Below are 15,233 nucleotides of genomic sequence, written 5' to 3' on the forward strand. Positions count from 1 at the left end.
AGGGGTCGCCGCTATCGATAGCGGTATCCGGGACTCAGCCTGCGTCCCGCTTTCCGTCACGCTGCGCGACGGCTGCGGTGACATGGGCGCGCTCGATGCCGCGGCGGTTGACGAACTTGCCGTTCACCCGGCGCCCCACCTGTCCGGTGGTGATGCCGTGCGGCTTGAGAGCGGCTGCCAGAGCGTCGGGCTCCCATCCGGCGTATACCTCGGGCCGCAGCTCAGCCAGCCGTTCGGTGACCGTCTCCGACCACACCTTGGCCTCCTTGGCCGGGACCACGGCCAGGATGTCGGCCAGCAGGTCGTAGGCCGGGCCGGTGGCCTCCTCGGAGGCCTGGCCCAGTGCGTAGCCGGACAGCCGTCCGGCCTTTTCGCGCGCGGTGCGGGCGCGGGCGGCGATGGCGTCGGCGCCGGGGGCGTCCACGAAGGCGGCGGAGACGATCCGGGCGTCAGCCCCCTCGCCGACGAAGTAGTGCAGGCCCTTGTCACCCCAGGCGAACATCGTGGCCCGCACGCCGCGCTTGTAGGAGCTGGTGCCCAGGACCATGTCGTTCTCGGTCTGGCCCATGACCTTCAGGCACCAGCGGGCTCCGGCGTTCGCGCTGATGCCGGTGGGCAGGGACTTGGCGTCGGGGCGCTGGGTGGCCAGCAGCAGCACGATGCCGGTGGCGGGCCCGCGCTTGACCAGGTCGGTGGCGATCTCCTCGAACTCCTTGCCGTGCTCGGAGTGCTCGAACAGAACCTGGCACTCGTCTACGCCGATCACGATCGGGTGCAGCCCGAGGGACCGTTTGTCGGCAAGTTCGCTGGTCACCTTGGACTCCGGGCAGATGTCCCGCGGCAGCGAGCGGATCACCTTGGTGCGCCGGCGCAGCTCCTCGCGCAGCGCGCGGAAGTCCGCCAGCGCGTACTGGATCGTCTCGTCTTCCTCGCCGACGCCGTGCCGGTGCGAGACCTTCTCCCCGACCGGGTCCAGGTCGCCGGTGCCCTTCATGTCGTAGGTGTGCAGCTCCGCCCGCGGGTCGAGGGCCGCGATCAGCAGCAGCAGACGCAGCAGGAACGTCTTGCCCATGCGCGGGATGGCGCCGATGACCCCGGCGATGAACATCAGGGTGACATCGACCCAGCGTCCGCGCTGGTCGGAGCCGTAGGGGACGGGCCTGAACAGGTCCACCGCCCCGGACTTGGCCAGCGGCCAGGCCGGTTTGCGGGCCGACTTCAGATCCTGGTCACCGACCCATAGCACCAGCCGCCCGGTGTGCTCCTCAGAGACGGCCTCCGGCCACACGCAGCCCAGCGGCCGGCGCAGACCGGACGCAAGCCGGTCACGACGCTCGATCACGTCGGTCACGGTCACGCCGTACGGGAGATTGCCCTCTGCGCGCCAGCCGGGCCCGTCCCTGGTGATCGGGGCAGTGAACTCGAACCCGTCGCGGCCCTTGGCCTGCGCCTGGCTGATGGCGGGAATGCCCAACGCCCCCAGTGCCCGCAGCACGATGTCGGACGTGAGCTTGGTGGCTTTCGGCAGCTCCACCGCCCGATGGACGACCGGATCGTCGGCCCGGCCGCCGGCCGCCCCCAGCGCCATCGTCACCGCGCCGACCGTCAGGGCCAGCAGCCAGCCCGGGGCGAGCACGTACAGGGCCAGGGCCGCCCCCACCCCGGTGAACATCCCCAGGACGGCGGCCAGGGTGCGCAGCCGCACCCGGCCGTCGCGCTGACGGGAGAGCTTGAGGTATTCGGCGGCGTCCTCGCGGCGCACCGCCGCCAGCCGCACCGGCTCCCCCTCGCGGTCGGCCATCCACCGCAGGACGCCGCCGACGAAGCGCGCGGCGCCGGTCGGCGCCTGCAACGCGAGGCGGGCGGCGTAGACGGGGGCGCGCAAGGCGTGGTAGCCGGTGGCGTGCGCGTAGTGCCGGGCCACCCATCCGACGGCGGTCTTCAACTCCGCCGCCGACCGCAGCCACAGCGGGATCACGTCACGGCGCCGGGCCCCGGCCAGCCGGCCCAGGTAGCCGGGGCCCGCGGCGGCCGGGGCCGGCTGGTCCACCGGCACGGGCGCGGTCGGGTCCTCCGCCGTGTCCGGTGCGGGCGCCGGTTCGGGGGCGGGCGGTTCGGGGGCGGTGCGGGCCGATCGTGCCTTGTCCAGGTCGACCACGTCGGCGCCCGATTCGGCGTTCATTTCGGCTTCGAGCCGGTGGAACAGCTCGGAGTCGTCGTCGGGGTGCTTCACTGAGAGTCCCTTCTCTCATCAGGGAACGGGGCCCGGGGCGGCCGTCCGGCCGGCAAGCACGTCGGCCGCCCCGGGGCGCAGCTACTTGGTTCGGGTGTTCTGTGCGGCGCGCTTGCGGGCGCCGTCGAGGACGCGGTCGAACTTGCGCTGCAAGTCGGCCTGGTCCACATCCGGTCCGGCCAGCTCCCGCTTGCACATTCGGGCGCCCAGCCAGGCCAACTGGGCCGCCTCACGGGCGGTCAGCGGCGGGGTGGCGCTCACGCGCGCCAGACCCGGGAACTGGTGACGCGGGTACCGCTGGGCTCCTGGGCGAGCGCGGCCCGCTCGGCACCGTCCAGCACCTGCTGGCCGCTCTCGTCGTCCGGGCCGTAGCCGACGCCGTAGTACGTGACGGGCTCTCCGTTGGCCGTCTCCAGGGTCACTGCGGCTTGGAAGTGGGTGTTCGGCACGGCGCTGCTCATCCCCACCGGCCGCGCTCTACGAGCTGGATGCTGTCGATCGTCCGGCCGGCGCACCTCTCGTCGGTGCTGTCCGCGGACGGCCGCCCGGCGCTCTGCGCGCTGGTGCCGTCCTTGATGTGCTGCTCGATGATCTGGCGTGCGTGTGCCTCGTTGCGGGTGCCGGAGGTGCGGATCACGTCGCCGTTGTCCAGGGTCACCGCGTATTTGTTGACGCGCATGGTCGGCCGCTCCTTCGAGTCGGCGCCGGACGGACTGCCCGGCGTCCCCCTCACCGCCCGTGCGAGACGGACGGATCGGGGGCAGCCGGTCAGCCGCGGCGGTTGCGGTACGCCTGTTCGGCGCGGGCCTCGCGGACCTGCGCGGCGAGGTTGGCCTGGGCTTCGGGTGAGTCGATGTCGATGCAGCGCAAGCGCCTGCGGCTGCCCGGGTCGCTGGCGAGCGCCTCGCGGGCGGCCGCCAGCTCCTGGCCCTCGGGGCTGTCGTCGGTGTCGCGGCTGAACCAGCCCATGGTGATTCCTCTCGGCATGCGGGCCGGGGCGGTCCCGGCTCCCCTTGCCGCCCCGGCCGGTGCCGGGGCGACGCGGGCAGCCGTCCCGCCTCAGCGGCGGGCTGCGGGCTTGCCGCCCGGAGCGGGCGGGGAGACGGCGCGCACGACGCTGACCACGCCCCACACGCCGACCGCGACGATCAGCCCGCCGATGACGAGGATCGTGGCGACCGAGACGGCGGCGGTGGCCAGCAGCGGCCCGAAGCACACCCCCGCGGCCACCGCCCCGGCCCCGGCCCCCGCACCGAGCGCGACGCGCTGAACAGTGCGGTCCGGCGGCGCCTGATGGATGTGCTGGACGATGACCCGGGGCCCGCCCGTATCGGCGGTCGGCAGGGGTTCGGGCCGGTAGACGACCTCCCCGTGCCCGGCCCGGGGCACGGGCAGCTGATTGTCGAACTGGTAACGGCGAGGCGGAGACATGAGGCTCCTTACAACAAGGGGGAGGGGGAAGACCCGTCGGCCGGGCGGCGCACCGCCCGGCCGGTTACAGGTCGAACAGCCCGTCCTGCGCGGCGGCGGCCGTGCGGGCGGCCTTGCGGGCCGCGGCGCGGGCGGCGGTGTAGCAGTCGGGGCACCAGGCCCGCAGCTCCGTGACCGCGGCCCGGCATGCGAGGGTGTCGCTGGCGGTCAGGTCGGCGGGCACGGCCAGCAGGTGGACGGGCCCGCGGTGCTTGCTGGCGTACTGGTCGTGCTCGCGCGGGCAGCGGCCCCCGGCCTTGACGTGCCGACTACCGCACTGGCCGGTGCACTGGCAGCGAAAACCCGCCGCTTCCATGGCCGGGCGCCACAGCGCGGCGTAGACGATCGGCTCACTCACACCGCCACCCCCGCCAGGGCATCGGGGTCTTCGCTGCGGCAGGTCCACGGCGAACACCCCGTTGGCCCGTCTTCGTCGGCCTGGTCGGCGAGCAGATCCAGCAGCGAGCCCTGGCGCTGCTTCCACTCGTGCGCGCTGACCCGGTCGATCGGCGCGCGGTCCAGCGGCAGGCACGAGCGGTGCAGATACGCCTGACCGAGCAGTGGGGAGCCGGCCGCGGTGCCGCGCCGGTTGCCCTGGCGGATGGCGTGGTCGAAGGCGACCGCGTCCGCCCACTCCTCCGGCTGGTGGTCGCGCATGTGGCGCCACTGGGCATCGGAGTGGAACGGACACCCGATGCACGCCGACTTCGGGGTGTGCGTCCAGCCGTGGCGGGCCAGAAAGCGCAGGCAGTCGGCCCGTGTCCAGTCGAGTTCGAGCAGCGGATGCCGGTTGACGGCATAGCGGATACCCGAATCCTTGGCCCGGGTGAACTCATCACGACTGATGCCGATCCACTGCTCGGCGAAGACCCCGGCCGGCACGCGCTGCCGGCCGGGACAGCCAAGCAGGTCCCGGACCTTCTTCTTGATTCTTTTGAGTTTGTACTCGTCGGTGCACTGGCGACGGATCATGCCGACCGTGCCGTCCGGGTTACGGACGAACAGCGGCATGGAGGCGAACCGGTGCGCCGGATCGAGCGCGTCGGCGCGAATGCTGCCACCGCCGGTCCGCAGGATCGGGATGCCCGCCGGGGCGGCCACCTCGCGCTCCAGCCGATCGAGATGGGCATAGACCGCAGCCGGCTCCCAGCGAGTATCGGCGAACACCGCCGCGTCCAGGCGCGGCAAGCGTCCCTGGACGGACAGCAGCAGCAGGGTGGTGGACTGCACCCCGGCCCCCAGGGACAGGACACGCAAAGCCGGCGGCGTCATGCTGCTGCCCGCCTTGTGTCCTCGGGTCGCTGGTGGTCGGTGTGCGCGGCGGCGCGCGGCGGGCGCGCGGCAAGCTGCGCGGCGCGCGCGGCGCGGAAGTCGCGCAGCCAGTTCCGCGCGTTTCCGGCGTCCACCCCGAACCGCTCCGCCAAGTCAGCCGCGCCTGGCTCCTGCTGGCCCTGGGAGGCCTCCAGGGCATGCAGGTAGTAGTGCCAGCCCGCCTCTTTGGCCTCCGAGCGGAACACCGGCCCGTCGCCGGACAGGGCCGCATCAGGTGCCTGCGGGGCGAGCGCGGCCAGGTCGCCGCGCAGCCGGTCACGCACCAGCGTGGCCTCCTGCACTTGCGCCTTGAGCTGCTGCAACGCCCCCTCGTACTGCTGAAGCCGGCCGCGCTCCTTGTCGGTGCGGCCGGTCAGTTCGTCCAGGGCGCGCTGCTGCTCACCGGCTGCCGCCCGGACCTCCGCCAGCGCCTGGTCGGCGTCGCGGCGGGTGCGGTCGGCCTCCGTGCGCGCGGCGTCCACGAGGGCCGCCGCGCGCTGCCTCGCGGCGTCGATGTCCTGCCGCGCGTCTGCCGCGCGCTGCCGCGCGTCCTCGGTCTGCTCGCTGATGTCCTCCTGTTCCTTCAGCAGCGTGCGCCGCGCGTCTTCCACGCGCGCCAGCTCCTGGCGCGCGGCGGACAGTTCCTCTTCCGCGCGCTGCCGCGCGGCGTCGGCCTCCTGCCGCTCGCTTTCCGCGCGCACCCGCGCGGCATCCGCGCGCTGCCGCGCGTCCTCGGCTTCCCGCGCGGCCGCCGATGCGGTGATGCGGTCGGCGGCCGGTGTGACGGCCAGGCCCTCGAACGTCGCCACCACCTTCGGGGTGTCGGTGTAGTCGAGCAGCGCCACCTCCGCCGCGCGGGTCAAGGTGGTCATTCGCTGGGCCAGGGCCAGGCTCTGACGGGTGTCGGTGCCCACGTCCGCCCTATCCAGCGCGGTCTGGGCCCGGCGGCGCAGCCGCTCGGTACGCCGGCCGGACCGCCGCAGTGCCCGCGGACTGCTGGTCACCGCCGGCGCCGGGTTCTCCAGGGCCAGGCGCAGACGGTAGACGCGCTGTGCGGCCCGCTGCGCCTGCGCGGCACGGGTGATGGCCGACGACGACGAACGGGCGTCCAGTCCGAGCAGGGCGAAGACAGCTGCCCAGGCGTGCTGCCACAGCAGGGCCAGCAGCCGGGCCGGACCCGGCCGCGCATCGTCGTCCTCATCCGTCCGCACCGCGTGCAGCTTGCTGCGCAGTTGCAGTTCGATCAGCCACGCGGCCAGGGCCGGGACCGCCGCCAGCACCGGGCGCGCCCACCAGTTCGGCGCGTGTACGGCGTTCATGGCGCCGGAGAAGGCCACCAAGGTCCAGGCGGTGCGGTGCATCAGCCGCAGCTCCCGCGTCCACCCGACATCCGGGTCGGCGGCGCGGTAGAGCATCACCAGCAGCACCATCTCCGCCGCGTCGAAGACGCAGATGAACGCCACCGCCAGCGGCTCCGGCAGGTGCACGGTCTCCGTGGCGAACCCCCACAGGCCATACACGCTCACCGCAACGCCCCCCAGGGCCACGACGGCCTGAGGGCCGATGCCGGCCAGCCACACCGACCGGCGCAGCCGCCACACCACCAGCGCGACCGCGGCGAGCGCCGTCACGGCCAGCGGTAGCAGTAGCCACGGGGAACCTCCGGTCAGGCCCGGCCAGGACGTGAACAGGTCGCCGGTCACGCGGCATCACGGCGCGCCGCGCCCTGCTCCTGCTCCGGCACTACGGCCACGGCCTCCACCCGCCAGGCGATCTCAGTCGGCGACAGGCCGCCCGAGGGACCCCAGCCGGTACGCGCCGCACCGCAGACGACCGTGTACTCCTTGGCCGCTTCCTGCGTGGGGTGCAAGCTGTGCGGCTCCCCGAAGTGGCGCAGCAGGTACAGCCACGCCGGCGCCGGGCGGGCGGCGGTGAGCCGCTGTTCCAGCTCGGCGACACAGGCCCGCAGACGCCCGGCGACCGTGCCCGGATGGTGCTCCGGACAGGGGCCGTCGTCCGCCGGCCGGTCGCAGTCGGCGCAGCACTCCCCGGCGGGAGGCTCCCCGTCCCAGTAGGTGCGTGCCTCCTTGTGGTACCGGTGCATCCACCGGTGCCGGTCCTGTGCCAGGCGGCCGGCCTCCTCTTCCAGCTCACCGATGCGCTGCTGCTGACGGGCGATGACCAGCAGCGCGGCCACCGCCGCCCGCCTCAGTCGCTCGGTCTCCTCGGTGGCCGCGAGCGCAGCCCGTTCGGCGCCCTCGCGCTGTTCGGCCATCTCCAGCACGCACTGGATATGGTCGGCCCACTGCACGTCCAGCGCTTCCAGCAACTCCTGGACGCGGTTGCGAGCGGCGTCGAGGTCGGTATGCAGCGCGGCGAGACGGGCCGCCCCCACGATACGGATCATGATGCGGCCCCTTCCAGGGCTGAGGCGGGCGCCGGGGCGTCCACCTCGGGATGAGTGAAACGGACCGGGACGCCCAGCTCACGGGCATAGGCAATTTCGGCGCGGGTGCTGTCGCCGATGTAGTCGCCGACCACCAGCACCTCATCCGCAAGGCGGATCTTCGCGCGGTGCAGCGCGTCCAGGTCGGTCTTGACCGCGACGGCGTCTGCGTAGCCCTGACGCGGACGCTTCATGTCCACATCCGGGCGCACGACGATCCGGCCGCGCAGAGTCTCCGACCACGCGGCGTCGGCCATCCGCTCCCAGAAGCGGGTACTGCCGCAGAGCACGACAACCGGCGGAATACCCAGACGCTCCTTCGCGGCGACCAGGTCAGTGCTGGCCGCCTCGTCCAGCACCTCCGCACGGACGGCGGGCTGGTGATGTCCCGGGGTGCACTGCGGTGACCGACCCGAGCGGCAGATACGGATGGTCAGCTCGATCTGCGCGGCGTTCTTGCGGGCGAACTCCGCTTCCCGCTCATCGTGGGAGGTGCGCGAGTCCATCAGCAGCGTGCGGGCCCCGGAGCCGACCGACCGGCCGGCGGGCCACTCACCTGGGTTGCGGACGTCGTAGTCGTTGGCGCGCCAGTCCATGGCGATCCGCCGGTGAGCAGGGCACAGATCCGCAATCATCTCTCGCAGGTCGTCGCAGGCGCTCATGACGCGCCCCCGGCGGTGCCGGTGCGGGTGTAGTCCAGCGGGCCGTCGCCGAACTGGTGCCGCTGCTCGGCAAGCTGTCCGGCACGGTAGGCGCGCGGGTGCAGACGGCGGTAGAGGCGGTGCCGCAGCCGGGCGTGCGGACGGCGCTTCATGACACACCCCCCGCGGTGAGGGCGGCGGCCACGACCAGCAGCAGACCGCCCACCAGGGTCAGGTCGATGGCCCGCCTCAAGCGGCCGTACTTGGCGACCGCGATGCGCGACAGGACCCGGATGTGCCGGGCCCGGTCGTCGGCTTCCAGCTCGGTGCGGATCTGCTCCTCGGTGAGCGTGGCCCAGCGCGGAAAGCCGCACGGGCGGGCGCCGCCGAGGTTGGGGCGGGCCGTCATCAGCAGCAGGGCGACGGCGGCCAGCAGGGCCGCGATGCCCAGTGCGGCGATCAGACGCGCCGCCAGCGGCACCCGCAGGGCCGTCGCGGCCGTAGCCGTGCCGGCCAGGACCGCACCCTCAAAGGCGATCAGCAAGGCAACCTTGGTGTCGGTGCGCGCGATCTCCGCCTTTACGTCGGCGTGCGCGGCGCTCAGTGCCTCAGGCAGGGCGGTCATGCCCCCACCTCCGGCACGGCCTCGGTGGTGCGGTTGGCCAGGTCCCGGCGGGCGGCCAGCAGCCGGCGCCGGGCGCGGCGCAGGCGCTGTTCGTCCACCTCGGTCGGTGCACGGTCCAGGACGGCGATCTCCGCGTCCAGCAGGTCCCGTTCGGCGAGGATGACGGGCATCTCGCGTTCGGTCGCGTCCAGGTCCGCCGCCGTCGGTCCCTGCATCGGGTCCCCGACGGCGGCCAGCGTTCGTACAGTGGTCACGGGTCGTGTGTCCTCTCAGGCGGAACGGCCCAAGCGGCTCCGGGGGTGCATCCCCGGAGCCGCAGCCGTTCGTGAAGGGCGCGGCCGGACGGCCGGCGCCGGTGCGGGACAAGAGCAGCCGGTCAGGACTGCGCCGGCCGGGGCAGGGCCCGGCACTGCTCGGCGTGCTGCTGGGCCCACGTGCGGGACTCCCGCTCGAAATCGTCCGTGGGGTCGGTGGCGTGGATCTCGTCCCGCCAGCAGCCCGAGCAACGGCTGAGAACACCGACCGGGTCAGGGACGGACCAGGCGTCATACCGCTTGATCAGGTCCACGGTGGCCCCGGCGACGGTGAGGTAGCGGGCGAAGACACCCTCGGGCCAGCCGGCGGCAGCAGCCGGGCGGCCGGTGCCGGAAGGGGCCAGGCGGGCGACCGCGATGATGTCGGCGTGGTCGAACGCCAGCGGCGGCAGACCGTCGAGCGGCCACCACCGCGCGTCGCGGGCGTCGTCCCCGGCCGTGACGGGCACCCCTGCGGGCACCCGGGCCAGGTACACGTCGGTGGCGTACCAGCCGCGCGGGTCCCGGTCCCGCCCGGCCCACGTTCCCACCGGGCTCAAGTCCCCGGAGGCCACGCGGACGCCGGTCTCCTCGACCAGCTCCCGCGCGGCGGCCTCGCGGCTGTACTCCCCCGCATCGACGTGGCCGCCGGGCAGGGCCCACCGACCCTCGAACGGCGCCCACCTGCGCTCGATCAGCAGAACGCGGCTGTCCGGCGCCAGGACCACCACGTCAGCGGTGTAATGGATCGTCTCGGTCATGACGACTCCTCCCGAAACCGGGCGGATCCCGGCTCCCCTCACCGCCGGTCAGCGACCGGCGGATCGGGCAGCCGACGGCCCCGGGGACGCCCGGGGCCGCGGTTGCTGGTGAAGAGCGGGGACTGGTCAGCGACGGCTGTCGTCGTCCCGGTCCCCGTACGTGGTGGTCGTGACCGTCACGCCGTCCTGCGTGGTGGTCGTGGTGGTGACCTTCACCTGGTCGTCGTCGGGTTCGGGCGTCGAGATCTCACCGTCGGAGATGCCGAACACCTGGCCGGGGCGGAAGTTGATCGCCATTACTGTCTCCTGTCGAGAGTCCTGATCTGGCGGAGCGCGGAAAGCTCCCCTCACCGCCCGTACGGGACGGGCGGATCGGGCAGCCGGTCAGCGTCAGGTCCGGTCTAGCGGTTGAAGGTGTGGCTGACGTTGGTGTGCGTGCCGTCGCCGTTGATGACGGTGGTGCCGTCGCCGTGCACCTCGGTGCTCGTGGCCCGGCCGCCGTCACCGAGGTGCGTCGCACCGGTGACGGTCCCGACCTGCGTCAGCGTGTCGGCCTCAACACCGGCGGCCTCGTTGCGGTTCTTCGCCATGGCGGGTCTCCTTCCGGAGCGGGGCTGTCCCGGCTCCCCTCACCGCCCGTGCGAGACGGGCGGGTCGGGCAGCAGCGGTCAGCGGTTCCCGCGCAGCTCCTCCAGGACGTCGAGTTCGTCATTGATCTCGTTGTGCAGGACATTGGCCCACCCGGTGTCACCAGCCTGTTCCGCGGCGCGCGCCGCCGCGGTGAGGCCGGTCAGCTCTTCGGTGGTGTTCTCTTCGCTGACCGGCTCGTTGCGGTAGTGGTCCCAAGCCATGACCTGCTCCTCTCCGGCCGGACGGTCCGGCCACCGCACCCCGCACCCGGCGAAGGTGCGGAGCACGGCGGGCGGGCCGGTCAGACGCCGTTGATGCACCGCGCCGCGGCGGCCACGAACGCGGCGTGCGCGGCGCGGGCGGCATCGCCGCGGGTGTCCATGTCGGCCTGCGTGGTGGTGTCGTCCACCTCGCTCAGCGCCAGCGACGCGCCCACCACCGCATCGGCGCGGCGCAGAAGCTCAGCGTTGTCGGTGATCAGGTGCAGCGCGTCCTGCGCGTCGGTCACATCGGAGCGGGTATCCCAGCTCTCGAAGCGGGCCGCTTCCTGCGCCTCGCACGAAGCGCGCAGCGTCCGCAGCTTCCAGCGGGTGAAGCAGTTACGACGGTGCGCCTTCACGGCCTTGATCAGCGCGAGTGCGGCGTCCTGCTGCTCCCGACGCAACCGCTCCCGCAGCGCGACCTGCTCGCTGCGGGCGGCGCTGCGGCTGTGCAGCACGCCAGCGACCAGGGCACCGCCCAGGGTGCCCAGCACAGCGATAACGCTGGTGATCGTGGATTCCATCAGGTCCCTCACAAAGTCCAGGTCAGCGGAGTACGAGCGATCACGGCCCCCGCCGCCCGACATCGCCTGCGTGGCGGCCGGACAGCGGGGACCGTGAGCACTGGTGCTCAACCGCGCGGAAAGTTGGGGTGCGCGGTGGTGACGCGGTGGGCGTAGCCGGCGCCGTGCCGGTCCAGCACGGGCGGCGCCCCAAGCGGTCGTTGCATCGGAAACTCCCAGGTCGGGCAGCCAGTTGCAGGGTGTCTCCTTGGGAGCGCAGCGCCCGTATCAGGTAGCGCTGCCGTCCTCCGTTGTAGGCGTACGGAGACGTGACCTTTCGGTCTAAGCCCTCCGGATGACAAGGCCCCGGGCGCCTCCCCCCGTCCACCGCGGGGCTCCTGGTCGTGCGCTTGTGCACCGCCAGCGGGAGCGACCCCGCCATCTGGTGCGCACCAGAAGAGTCGCATCTGGTGCGCACCAGAGTCAAGGGCATCCGTCAGATCGATTGGTGGCCGCCCTTGGTGGTGCACTTCCAGAAGACCGGCTCAGAGGGGCGATCCGGTAGCCAACAGGACTTAACCCGGGCACTGTTAACCCCTGTTGACCTGCGGAGTTATGCGGCATTCTGTGAAGGTCAGCAACTCGCCCACGTCGGACGGTGAGCAGTGAGCACAGGACTTCGAAGCGCGCGATCTGCCCGAGGTTGGTCTCAGGAACGCCTAATCCGCGAGATCGAGCTGTACGCCCGAGAGCACGTCCTTGATGTCGCGTCGACGGCGAGTCTGCGGGTCTACGTCTCCGAGTGGGAGAACGGCAAGCGCGCCATCTCCGATCGCTATGCGGCCATCCTCCGGCCACTTTTCGGAACCACGGACGCGGAGTTGAGAGATACACCGGCCCCGGCAGCGCCGACCGTGGCCGACGGGTACGACGAACTTTTGCTCCGCATCGACTCTGCGACCAGCGTCAGCCCGTCCATGGTCAAGGCGTTCTATGACCAGACTGAGTTATTCCGAACGATGGATCGCGAGAAGGGAGCCAGTCGCCTTATCGACCAGATGGCGGAACACCTGCGCTCCCTCGAAGAGGCCCTGAATTTCGCGGTGTTGCCGAGCACTCGCCAACCCGTAGCCCTCGCTCTGGCCGGCGCGTCCACGCTCGCAGCATGGCAGGCGCTCGACTCAGGGGCCGTTGAACGCGCATGGAGAAACTACGAACTCGCCAAAAGGGCCGCGCGAGACGCCGACGCTCCGATGTACCTCGCCCACGCAATGGCAGAACAGGCGTACGTGTTGAGTGAGGCCGGGCGGTCAGCACTCGGCGTCTCCCTCGTTCGCGATGCACAGAACACCCTCGGAGGAGTCGGTTCACCGCGAATCCGGGCGTGGCTACATGCCGCAGAAGCCGAGCTTTGTGCTCGCGCCGAGATGCCCGACGATGCCCGCCGCGCGCTTGATGCGGCAGACGCAACGATCCCGGCCGGGGAGGAGGACCGTGACCCGGACATGCTGAGCATCTTCTTGAACGGCGCCCACCTCACGCGGTGGCGCGGGAACGTCCTGGCCATGCTGGGCGACGACGGGGCGGTCGGCAGCCTGTACCAAGCCCTCGACACCGCAGACCCGACGTTCGTGCGCGCAAAAGCAGGAGTGCACTGCGATCTAGTGCAAGCGCACCTGGCCCGTGCCGAGTACGACGACGCACAGACGCACCTGCGGCAGGCGCGCCTACTGGCGAGCCGCACAGGGTCCGTGCGACAACGCCGGCGCATCGATCTCCTCAGTTCGAGGCTGTAGGGCTTTGCTTTCGACGGCTCGCCAAAATGTGGAGCAGGGCCACGAGCGTGCCGGAGCCCATCAGGTCGCCGCGAGCCATCAATGCGGGGATATCTGCCAATGGCACCCATTCGATGTGGCCAGCCTCTTCGAGGTCCGTGGGCGAGCCGACATGCTCCGCCCCACGCGCTACGAAGATGTCGTGTGGTGAGTCGACCATACCCACCATGGGTTGGTAGGTGACGACGTGCTCCACAGACTTCGGGCGCCAGCCCGTTTCCTCTTCGATTTCCCGAATCGCCGTATCGGCCGGGCTCTCCCCCTCGTCTACGATCCCGCCAGGGAGTTCCCATCCGAACCGCTTGGGTACGAAGCGGTACCGCCACATCATGAGCACGCGGTCCTGGTCGTCCAGCGCAGCAACAATGGCCACGTGGTGCAGCCTCACGACATGGTGCTCGAAGCGCTTTACGCCGGGCGGCTCAACGTCCCAGAGATCGAGTTTCACCCAGCGGTTGTCATAGATGGTCCGTTCTCCGTGAACGCGCCAGGGCTCCAACCCTTCCGGCGTCTCTACGCTCACTCCACCGGGCACGCGGTACGAACTCCGGCCGCGCACTTCGAGGGCACCCTCAGAAACCAACCGGGCCAGCACTTGCCGGAGCGCAGTACGGCCGATGCCAAGCTGCTCCACGAGAGCACGCTCGGACGGCAGCTTGTCACCAGGAGCAAGCTTGCCAGCCGCAAGCCACTCGTGAATCGTCTCGTAGACCTTGGTCGTCTTCGGTCCCATCCGGGGCGCACCCTCCCTCTTGAGGTGGTGCGTACCAGCGTAACGGCCAGGGTTCACCCTGTGTCTCCCTCGTTCCGTCCAGCCCGCGCGTTGTCCTGGTCTTTGTCCAGTGCGCCGACGGTCGCCACCATTCGCCGTCGCTCGCTCACCCCCTCTGACCTGTCCCGCGAACCTTCACGAACGCTCCCGTACAGCGGCGCGGACAGTTGGAAAGCGTGTTGGGGGCAACCCCTCACGAGTTCGAATCTCGTATCCTCCGCCAGTGCCTCACCGGGCACTACGTCGAAGGCCCCTACCGTCCGCGGTGGGGGTCTTCGTCGCGTTCCGGCCCGGTTGGCGTCTCGGTCGGTCGGCGGATCGGTCCCGGTAGCTGCGGGTCGGGGCGCAGGCGCTGTCTTCCGGGGTGAGGTGCTGTCTTTTCCCTGCTCAGCCCCGTATTAGCCGGGAGTTAGCGAGGCGCCAGTGCGACGGTAGTGGTCCCGAGCAGAGTGGTTGTCGTACGGAGGACAGCCCGACACCGACTTCCGGGGGGACCCGAAATGAGCGCCAGCATCTTCGACCGCACCACTCGTCGCCGCACCCTGCGCGTCGCAGCCGCTGCCCTGACCGCGGCCGCCGCGCTCTCCCTGACCGCCTGCTCCGGGTCGGACGCCGCCGCCTCCAAGGCCGGGGGCCAGTCGGGCTCGGGCGCTGCCGCCGAGGCCGGTGGGGCGGGTTCCGCCGGGTCCGGTGGGGCGGGGTCGGATGGCGGAGCAGCGCAGGGCAGCGATGCTCAGCCGGACAGTGCCAAGCCGGGTTCGGGCGAGGGCACCGCGCCCCGTGCCGGTTCCGGTGGCGGCGCCCCGTCCCGTGCCGGCTCAGGTGGCGGAGCGGCGAAGGGCGGGGGCAAGGGCAAGTTCTGCCGCACGAGTGAGCTGATGATGGGGGCTACGGACAGCTCGCCCGACCAGGAGACGGGCGATGTCACCGTTCAGATGACGAACAAGGGTGGGCGGAGCTGCTCGGTGACGGGCTTCGCGGGTGTCGACCTGAAGGACGCCGACGGCACTTCCGCCCCGGTCCACCGTGGCGGGGAGCAGCCCCGCATCACCGACCTGCGGCCCGGTGACACCGCCACCTTCAGCATCTCGTACTCGGTCGACTCCAGTGGTGGCAACCTCGCCACCCCGACCCACCTCATCGTGACGCCGCCGAACGAGACCCACAGCGTGTCTCTGAAGTGGCCCGCCGGTGCGCCGAAGCTGGCCGGGCCGTACGACGAGAAGATCAAGGTCCACCCGGTCGGCATCGCCAACTGATCGCTGGCCGGCAGCGGACTGCTCCGGGCACGGCAGCACGGCAGCACGGCATCGAAAGGCTTCCGCCAGTTCGCGGTGGAGGCCTTCGACGCGTTCCGGAGACTCGTACGTAGGAACGTTCTGCCGTGTCACCCCTACGGGCCCCGGGATGCGGCAGCCTTGGAGCCGGGTGGAATCCGCCGGGGTCCGGCACC

The 15,233-nt window shown here is 71.6% G+C and carries 22 protein-coding genes; 2 read left to right on the forward strand and 20 right to left on the reverse strand.

Features of this window, described 5'->3' with window-relative positions:
• Nucleotides 1-34 precede the first annotated feature (34 nt).
• From OEIGOIKO_RS19130 to OEIGOIKO_RS19210, 19 genes are all read right to left on the reverse strand, one after another.
• Nucleotides 35-2,233 carry a cell division protein FtsK gene (locus OEIGOIKO_RS19130; RefSeq protein ID WP_174857181.1) on the reverse strand — a complete coding sequence of 733 codons (2,199 nt, stop codon included), beginning with the start codon at nt 2,231-2,233 and terminating at the stop codon, nt 35-37.
• Nucleotides 2,234-2,314: 81 nt separating this feature from the next.
• Nucleotides 2,315-2,494, reverse strand: a complete 180-nt coding sequence (locus OEIGOIKO_RS19135) for a DUF6257 family protein (RefSeq protein WP_246177419.1) — start codon at nt 2,492-2,494, stop codon at nt 2,315-2,317.
• Entirely contained in the window at nt 2,491-2,694 is a 204-nt protein-coding gene (locus OEIGOIKO_RS19140; RefSeq protein WP_246178056.1) for a hypothetical protein, read from the reverse strand. Before OEIGOIKO_RS19140 ends, OEIGOIKO_RS19135 begins: the two co-directional genes overlap by 4 nt.
• Entirely contained in the window at nt 2,691-2,912 is a 222-nt protein-coding gene (locus tag OEIGOIKO_RS19145) for a hypothetical protein (protein WP_125055084.1), read from the reverse strand. The genes OEIGOIKO_RS19140 and OEIGOIKO_RS19145 overlap by 4 nt, the downstream gene beginning before the upstream one ends.
• Before the next feature lie 89 nt (nt 2,913-3,001).
• Nucleotides 3,002-3,202: a hypothetical protein gene (locus OEIGOIKO_RS19150; protein WP_125055085.1), complete on the reverse strand. Its 201-nt coding sequence runs from the start codon at nt 3,200-3,202 to the stop codon at nt 3,002-3,004.
• A 90-nt stretch (nt 3,203-3,292) separates the two neighbouring features.
• A complete protein-coding gene (locus tag OEIGOIKO_RS19155; protein WP_125055086.1) occupies nt 3,293-3,664 on the reverse strand; it encodes a DUF6251 family protein in 372 nt (123 codons plus the stop codon).
• 64 nt (nt 3,665-3,728) lie between these two features.
• Nucleotides 3,729-4,061: a hypothetical protein gene (locus OEIGOIKO_RS19160; protein WP_125055087.1), complete on the reverse strand. Its 333-nt coding sequence runs from the start codon at nt 4,059-4,061 to the stop codon at nt 3,729-3,731.
• The gene (locus OEIGOIKO_RS19165; RefSeq protein WP_125055088.1) at nt 4,058-4,975 is read right to left on the reverse strand and encodes an adenine nucleotide alpha hydrolase family protein; all 918 of its coding nucleotides are present in this window, start codon (nt 4,973-4,975) and stop codon (nt 4,058-4,060) included. Before OEIGOIKO_RS19165 ends, OEIGOIKO_RS19160 begins: the two co-directional genes overlap by 4 nt.
• Entirely contained in the window at nt 4,972-6,717 is a 1,746-nt protein-coding gene (locus OEIGOIKO_RS19170; protein ID WP_125055089.1) for a DUF2637 domain-containing protein, read from the reverse strand. Before OEIGOIKO_RS19170 ends, OEIGOIKO_RS19165 begins: the two co-directional genes overlap by 4 nt.
• A complete protein-coding gene (locus OEIGOIKO_RS19175) occupies nt 6,714-7,421 on the reverse strand; it encodes a hypothetical protein (protein ID WP_125055090.1) in 708 nt (235 codons plus the stop codon). The genes OEIGOIKO_RS19170 and OEIGOIKO_RS19175 overlap by 4 nt, the downstream gene beginning before the upstream one ends.
• Nucleotides 7,418-7,819 (reverse strand): RNA-binding protein, encoded by a 402-nt coding sequence (locus OEIGOIKO_RS19180; protein WP_371859026.1) that lies wholly within the window; start codon nt 7,817-7,819, stop codon nt 7,418-7,420. The genes OEIGOIKO_RS19175 and OEIGOIKO_RS19180 overlap by 4 nt, the downstream gene beginning before the upstream one ends.
• 299 nt (nt 7,820-8,118) lie before the next feature.
• On the reverse strand, nt 8,119-8,274 hold the full coding sequence (locus tag OEIGOIKO_RS41640; protein ID WP_170251756.1) for a hypothetical protein: 156 nt from the start codon (nt 8,272-8,274) through the stop codon (nt 8,119-8,121).
• The gene (locus tag OEIGOIKO_RS19185; RefSeq protein WP_125055091.1) at nt 8,271-8,726 is read right to left on the reverse strand and encodes a Pycsar system effector family protein; all 456 of its coding nucleotides are present in this window, start codon (nt 8,724-8,726) and stop codon (nt 8,271-8,273) included. The genes OEIGOIKO_RS41640 and OEIGOIKO_RS19185 overlap by 4 nt, the downstream gene beginning before the upstream one ends.
• Nucleotides 8,723-8,980, reverse strand: coding sequence for a DUF6284 family protein (locus OEIGOIKO_RS19190; protein WP_281288364.1), 258 nt, complete (start codon nt 8,978-8,980; stop codon nt 8,723-8,725). Before OEIGOIKO_RS19190 ends, OEIGOIKO_RS19185 begins: the two co-directional genes overlap by 4 nt.
• A 122-nt stretch (nt 8,981-9,102) precedes the next feature.
• Entirely contained in the window at nt 9,103-9,780 is a 678-nt protein-coding gene (locus OEIGOIKO_RS43775; protein WP_125055092.1) for an NUDIX domain-containing protein, read from the reverse strand.
• Between the two features lie 126 nt (nt 9,781-9,906).
• The gene (locus OEIGOIKO_RS41655; RefSeq protein ID WP_170251758.1) at nt 9,907-10,077 is read right to left on the reverse strand and encodes a hypothetical protein; all 171 of its coding nucleotides are present in this window, start codon (nt 10,075-10,077) and stop codon (nt 9,907-9,909) included.
• Between the two features lie 104 nt (nt 10,078-10,181).
• A complete protein-coding gene (locus OEIGOIKO_RS19200) occupies nt 10,182-10,370 on the reverse strand; it encodes a hypothetical protein (RefSeq protein WP_125055093.1) in 189 nt (62 codons plus the stop codon).
• 78 nt (nt 10,371-10,448) lie between these two features.
• Complete coding sequence (locus tag OEIGOIKO_RS19205) at nt 10,449-10,631, reverse strand: hypothetical protein (protein WP_125055094.1); 183 nt, start codon at nt 10,629-10,631, stop codon at nt 10,449-10,451.
• Between the two features lie 80 nt (nt 10,632-10,711).
• Nucleotides 10,712-11,194 carry a hypothetical protein gene (locus OEIGOIKO_RS19210; protein WP_125055095.1) on the reverse strand — a complete coding sequence of 161 codons (483 nt, stop codon included), beginning with the start codon at nt 11,192-11,194 and terminating at the stop codon, nt 10,712-10,714.
• 644 nt (nt 11,195-11,838) lie between these two features.
• Between OEIGOIKO_RS19210 and OEIGOIKO_RS19215 the strand changes: the two genes are divergently transcribed.
• Nucleotides 11,839-12,969 (forward strand): helix-turn-helix domain-containing protein, encoded by a 1,131-nt coding sequence (locus tag OEIGOIKO_RS19215; protein ID WP_174857182.1) that lies wholly within the window; start codon nt 11,839-11,841, stop codon nt 12,967-12,969.
• Here the strand turns inward: OEIGOIKO_RS19215 and OEIGOIKO_RS19220 are convergent.
• Nucleotides 12,953-13,741: an NUDIX domain-containing protein gene (locus OEIGOIKO_RS19220; RefSeq protein WP_125055096.1), complete on the reverse strand. Its 789-nt coding sequence runs from the start codon at nt 13,739-13,741 to the stop codon at nt 12,953-12,955. The two genes, OEIGOIKO_RS19215 and OEIGOIKO_RS19220, sit on opposite strands and share 17 nt — an antisense overlap.
• A gap of 539 nt (nt 13,742-14,280) precedes the next feature.
• On the opposite strand from OEIGOIKO_RS19220, the gene OEIGOIKO_RS19225 reads away from it, so the two are divergent.
• Nucleotides 14,281-15,039 (forward strand): DUF4232 domain-containing protein, encoded by a 759-nt coding sequence (locus tag OEIGOIKO_RS19225; protein WP_125055097.1) that lies wholly within the window; start codon nt 14,281-14,283, stop codon nt 15,037-15,039.
• Nucleotides 15,040-15,233: the final 194 nt, after the last annotated feature.

Source organism: Streptomyces paromomycinus, assembly GCF_003865155.1.
GTDB classification, from domain to species: domain Bacteria; phylum Actinomycetota; class Actinomycetes; order Streptomycetales; family Streptomycetaceae; genus Streptomyces; species Streptomyces chrestomyceticus.

Coding starts and splice junctions, on each gene's coding strand:
- OEIGOIKO_RS19140 (WP_246178056.1), bottom strand. CDS start 2,694: ATGAGCAGCGCCGTGCCGAACACCCACTTCCAAGCCGCAGTGACCCTG.
- OEIGOIKO_RS19145 (WP_125055084.1), bottom strand. CDS start 2,912: ATGCGCGTCAACAAATACGCGGTGACCCTGGACAACGGCGACGTGATC.
- OEIGOIKO_RS19150 (WP_125055085.1), bottom strand. CDS start 3,202: ATGGGCTGGTTCAGCCGCGACACCGACGACAGCCCCGAGGGCCAGGAG.
- OEIGOIKO_RS19155 (WP_125055086.1), bottom strand. CDS start 3,664: ATGTCTCCGCCTCGCCGTTACCAGTTCGACAATCAGCTGCCCGTGCCC.
- OEIGOIKO_RS19165 (WP_125055088.1), bottom strand. CDS start 4,975: ATGACGCCGCCGGCTTTGCGTGTCCTGTCCCTGGGGGCCGGGGTGCAG.
- OEIGOIKO_RS19175 (WP_125055090.1), bottom strand. CDS start 7,421: ATGATCCGTATCGTGGGGGCGGCCCGTCTCGCCGCGCTGCATACCGAC.
- OEIGOIKO_RS41640 (WP_170251756.1), bottom strand. CDS start 8,274: ATGAAGCGCCGTCCGCACGCCCGGCTGCGGCACCGCCTCTACCGCCGT.
- OEIGOIKO_RS19185 (WP_125055091.1), bottom strand. CDS start 8,726: ATGACCGCCCTGCCTGAGGCACTGAGCGCCGCGCACGCCGACGTAAAG.
- OEIGOIKO_RS43775 (WP_125055092.1), bottom strand. CDS start 9,780: ATGACCGAGACGATCCATTACACCGCTGACGTGGTGGTCCTGGCGCCG.
- OEIGOIKO_RS41655 (WP_170251758.1), bottom strand. CDS start 10,077: ATGGCGATCAACTTCCGCCCCGGCCAGGTGTTCGGCATCTCCGACGGT.
- OEIGOIKO_RS19200 (WP_125055093.1), bottom strand. CDS start 10,370: ATGGCGAAGAACCGCAACGAGGCCGCCGGTGTTGAGGCCGACACGCTG.
- OEIGOIKO_RS19205 (WP_125055094.1), bottom strand. CDS start 10,631: ATGGCTTGGGACCACTACCGCAACGAGCCGGTCAGCGAAGAGAACACC.
- OEIGOIKO_RS19210 (WP_125055095.1), bottom strand. CDS start 11,194: ATGGAATCCACGATCACCAGCGTTATCGCTGTGCTGGGCACCCTGGGC.
- OEIGOIKO_RS19220 (WP_125055096.1), bottom strand. CDS start 13,741: ATGGGACCGAAGACGACCAAGGTCTACGAGACGATTCACGAGTGGCTT.
- OEIGOIKO_RS19225 (WP_125055097.1), top strand. CDS start 14,281: ATGAGCGCCAGCATCTTCGACCGCACCACTCGTCGCCGCACCCTGCGC.